The organism is Colwellia sp. C1TZA3, assembly GCF_007954265.1.
Classification (GTDB): domain Bacteria; phylum Pseudomonadota; class Gammaproteobacteria; order Enterobacterales; family Alteromonadaceae; genus Cognaticolwellia.
Map to the genome: position 1 here is coordinate 1 of NZ_VOLS01000112.1, position 4074 is coordinate 4074.

At 39.4% G+C, this 4074-nt stretch carries 2 protein-coding genes; one reads left to right on the forward strand and one right to left on the reverse strand.

Going from position 1 to position 4074, the window contains the following annotated elements; translation table 11 throughout:
- The first annotated feature begins 445 nt into the window (after positions 1–445).
- Positions 446–3250 carry a bifunctional aconitate hydratase 2/2-methylisocitrate dehydratase gene (locus ESZ39_RS17235; RefSeq protein WP_146881153.1) on the forward strand — a complete coding sequence of 935 codons (2805 nt, stop codon included), beginning with the start codon at positions 446–448 and terminating at the stop codon, positions 3248–3250.
- Positions 3251–3561: 311 nt separating this feature from the next.
- Here the strand turns inward: ESZ39_RS17235 and ESZ39_RS17240 are convergent, their stop codons facing one another.
- The gene (locus ESZ39_RS17240; RefSeq protein ID WP_146881154.1) at positions 3562–3906 is read right to left on the reverse strand and encodes a hypothetical protein; all 345 of its coding nucleotides are present in this window, start codon (positions 3904–3906) and stop codon (positions 3562–3564) included.
- Positions 3907–4074 lie beyond the last annotated feature (168 nt).

Consider the following 4074-nt stretch of genomic DNA (forward strand, 5'->3'; position numbering starts at 1 on the left):
ATACCAATCCCATTAAGTTATTGCTCACTTGTACTAGTTAAAATAGCTCAAGGCTGTGTTGCTCTCACTCCCAATAGCCAGCTATTGCTCAATCGAGCGCCTTACCTTGAATTATTTTTCCTGCGCACAACAAGATCACAAACTTAATGGAACTGGTATAACTAGCCTTTAATATAGAAGATTATCAACAGCTAGCAAATTAGACTTTTCTGCTAAATAAGATAATTGCCGTACTTTTTTATTGAGCTAGTAACGGATAAAAATACCAACATAACCAATATAACTATATCGTCTATTAACTATAACAATGGTGAATAACGCTTATTTAATCTAATGATTCGTAGTCAGCATAAAATCAGGTAAACTAGCGGGTATGATTTGTCCTGCTAATAACTATTATTAATAAATGTTATTAGTAAAATATCGCTAAAGAAGAGAGAATTTAATGAGCCTGTATCTAGAATATATAGCAGAGATTGAAAATCGTAAAAACGAATTAGGACTAGCACCTAAGCCAATTGATGGTGCTGAGTTATTAGCTGAAATTATCGCACAAATTAAAGATCAAGATAATGAGCACAGAGCCGATTCACTTAATTTCTTCATCTATAATACCTTGCCAGGTACAACAAGTGCCGCGGGTGAAAAAGCCAAGTTCTTAAAAGCAATCATTCTGGGTGAATCTGTTGTTGCTGAAATCTCAGTTGAGTTTGCCTTTGAATTGCTTTCTCACATGAAAGGTGGTCCTTCAGTAGCAGCACTACTTGATTTAGCCTTATCTGACGATGCATCGGTTGCACAACCTGCAGCAGAGGTATTAAAAACCCAAGTGTTTCTATATGAAACAGATACTGCTCGTCTTGAATCCGCATTTAAAGCCAATAATGCCACAGCTAAAGACATTCTTGAAAGCTATGCACAAGCTGAGTTTTTTACAAAGCTACCAGACATAGCAGAAAAAATTGACCTAGTGACTTATATTGCTGGTGAAGGTGATATCTCAACAGATTTATTATCTCCAGGCCATCAGGCTCACTCTCGTGCTGACCGTGAATTGCACGGCCAATGCATGAGCACGCCAGAAGCTCAAGAAGAAATAAAAGCATTACAAGTTAAGTATCCTAACGCGAAAGTGATGTTAATTGCTGAAAAAGGCACTATGGGTGTTGGTTCATCTCGTATGTCTGGTGTTAACAACGTCGCACTGTTGGCAGGTAAACAAGGCAGTCCATACGTACCTTTTATTAATATTGCCCCTGTAGTTGCTGGTACTAATGGTATTTCTCCCATTTTCTTAACCACAGTAGATGTCACTGGCGGTATTGGTCTTGATCTTAAAAACTGGGTTAAGAAAGTCGATGCAAGCGGCAAAGCTGTTGTTGACGAAAATGGCGATTCTGTACTAGAACAAGCTTACTCAGTTGCTACCGGAACGGTATTAACTATCGATACTAAAGCGATGAAGCTATACAACGGCGACAAAGAGCTTGTTGATGTTGCTTCAGCTTTTACACCGCAGAAAGTAGAGTTCATGAAAGCAGGCGGTTCTTACGCGGTTGTATTTGGTAAAAAACTACAAAATTTCGCCGCTGAAACCTTAGGTGTTAAAGCGCCGGTAGTTTTTGCACTTGCCAAAGAAATGTCAACTGAAGGTCAAGGCTTAACTGCAGTTGAAAAAATATTTAATAGAAACGCTGTTGGTGTAACATCTAAAAATGCATTACATGCAGGCTCTGACGTTCGTGTTAAAGTCAATATTGTTGGCTCTCAAGACACTACAGGCCCGATGACGTGCCAAGAGCTAGAAGCAATGGCTGCGTCAACTATTTCTCCAATCGTTGACGGTGCTTACCAATCAGGTTGTCATACAGCATCGGTATGGGATAGCAAAGCAAAAGCTAACATTCCTAAGCTGATGAGCTTTATGAATGCTTTTGGCCTTATCACTGCCCGTGACCCCAAGGGTCAATACCCTGCAATGACTGACGTTATTCACAAAGTATTAAATGATCTCACGGTTGATGACCGCGCAATTATTATTGGTGGTGACTCACATACGCGGATGTCAAAAGGTGTAGCCTTCGGAGCCGATTCAGGTACTGTTGCACTGGCACTTGCTACAGGTGAAGCGTCTATGCCAATCCCTGAGTCAGTAAAAGTGACCTTTAAAGGTCATATGAAAAAATACATGGATTTTCGTGACGTTGTGCACTCAACGCAAGCGCAAATGCTTAAGCAATTTGGCGACAACGTTTTCCAAGGTCGTGTCATTGAAGTACACATTGGTACTTTATTAGCTGACCAAGCGTTTACCTTTACCGATTGGACCGCAGAGATGAAAGCAAAAGCTTCAATCTGTATTTCTCAAGATGATACCTTAATTGGTTCACTTGAATTAGCGAAAAAACGCATCCAAATCATGATCAACAAAGGTATGGAAAACGCAGCGAAAACCCTTAACGGTTTAATCGCTTTAGCTGACCAACGTATTGCCGGCATTAAGTCAGGCGAGACACCAGCATTAACGCCAGATGAAAATGCTAAATACTACGCTGAAGTGGTGGTTGATTTAGACCAAATTAACGAGCCTATGATTGCCGACCCAGATGTAAATAACGACGACGTATCTAAGCGTTACACGCATGACGTTATTCGCCCTATTTCGTTCTACAATGATAAAACGATTGACTTAGGTTTTGTTGGTTCTTGTATGGTACATAAAGGCGATATGCAAATTATTGCGCAAATGTTCCGTAATATTGAAAAGCAAAATGGCAAAATTGAATTTAAAGTTCCCTTAGTTATCGCGCCGCCAACATATAATATTGTTGATGAGCTTAAAGCGGAAGGCGATTGGGAAATACTACAGAAGTATTCTGGTTTCGAATTTGACGATGCTGTACCTAAAAGCTCAGCCCGTACTAAGTATGAAAACATTATGTACTTAGAACGCCCAGGTTGTAACTTATGTATGGGTAACCAAGAAAAAGCTGAACCTGGTGATACCGTTCTTGCCACGTCAACACGTTTATTCCAAGGTCGTGTTGTAGCCGATACTGCAGAGAAAAAAGGTGAATCATTATTAGGTTCAACGCCGTTAGTGGTACTTTCAACTATGCTGGGTCGTTTTCCTACCTTGGCAGAGTACAAAAGCGCTGTAGATGGTATTAACCTAACAGACTTTGCTCCACCGGTTGAGGCATTAACAACACCAGTATTAGGTGCGGTTAAAATTGCTGATCCTAGCTAGGCTCATTACTTTAAAGCGCTGAAAGCAAATAACTAAAAACTATTAAGCAAAAGGCTTACTTTACAGCAATGTAAAGTAAGCCTTTTTTTATGCCTACTTGGTAATTATTTTTCAGCCGTTATTTTTCGATAGTTATTTTTCGGTAGTTATATTATACCAGTTCCATTAAGTTTGTGATCTTGTTGTGCGCAGGAAAAATAACTCAAGGTAAGGCGCTCGATTGAGCAATAGCTGGCTATTGGGAGTGAGAGCAACACAGCATTGAGCTATTTTAACTAGTACAAGTGAGCAATAACTTAATGGGATTGGTATTACGGGGCAGGACACTCAATATTAGCTGATAAAGACGGCATGATCATATTAGGAAATGACAATTTATCATCAAAGCGTTCAACCCCTTCAAGCACTTCAATTTTAAAACCATAACTTTTGCATAGCTGTAATGATTGGCGCATAAGAAAAGTCGCTAATTTACTAAATTCTGTACTTTGTTTTGTGATGACTTGTAGGTGGTATTTACCGTCTTTTAAATCAGTTTGTTTAAATTGTACCTGATGGTCAAAGTCCCACTGAGAGCCGCCATTGGGGGTATTAATATTGTTCGCACATGCCGTTAACAATATAGCTAACAATAGGCATATTGAATTTTTCATCATCTTAATCTCCTTATAAATAAAAATTAATTTTCGGACCAGCAGTTATACCAGTTCCATTAAGTTTGTGATCTTGTTGTGCGCAGGAAAAATAACTCAAGGTAAGGCGCTCGATTGAGCAATAGCTGGCTATTGGGATTGAGAGCAACACAGCCTTGAGCTATTTTAACT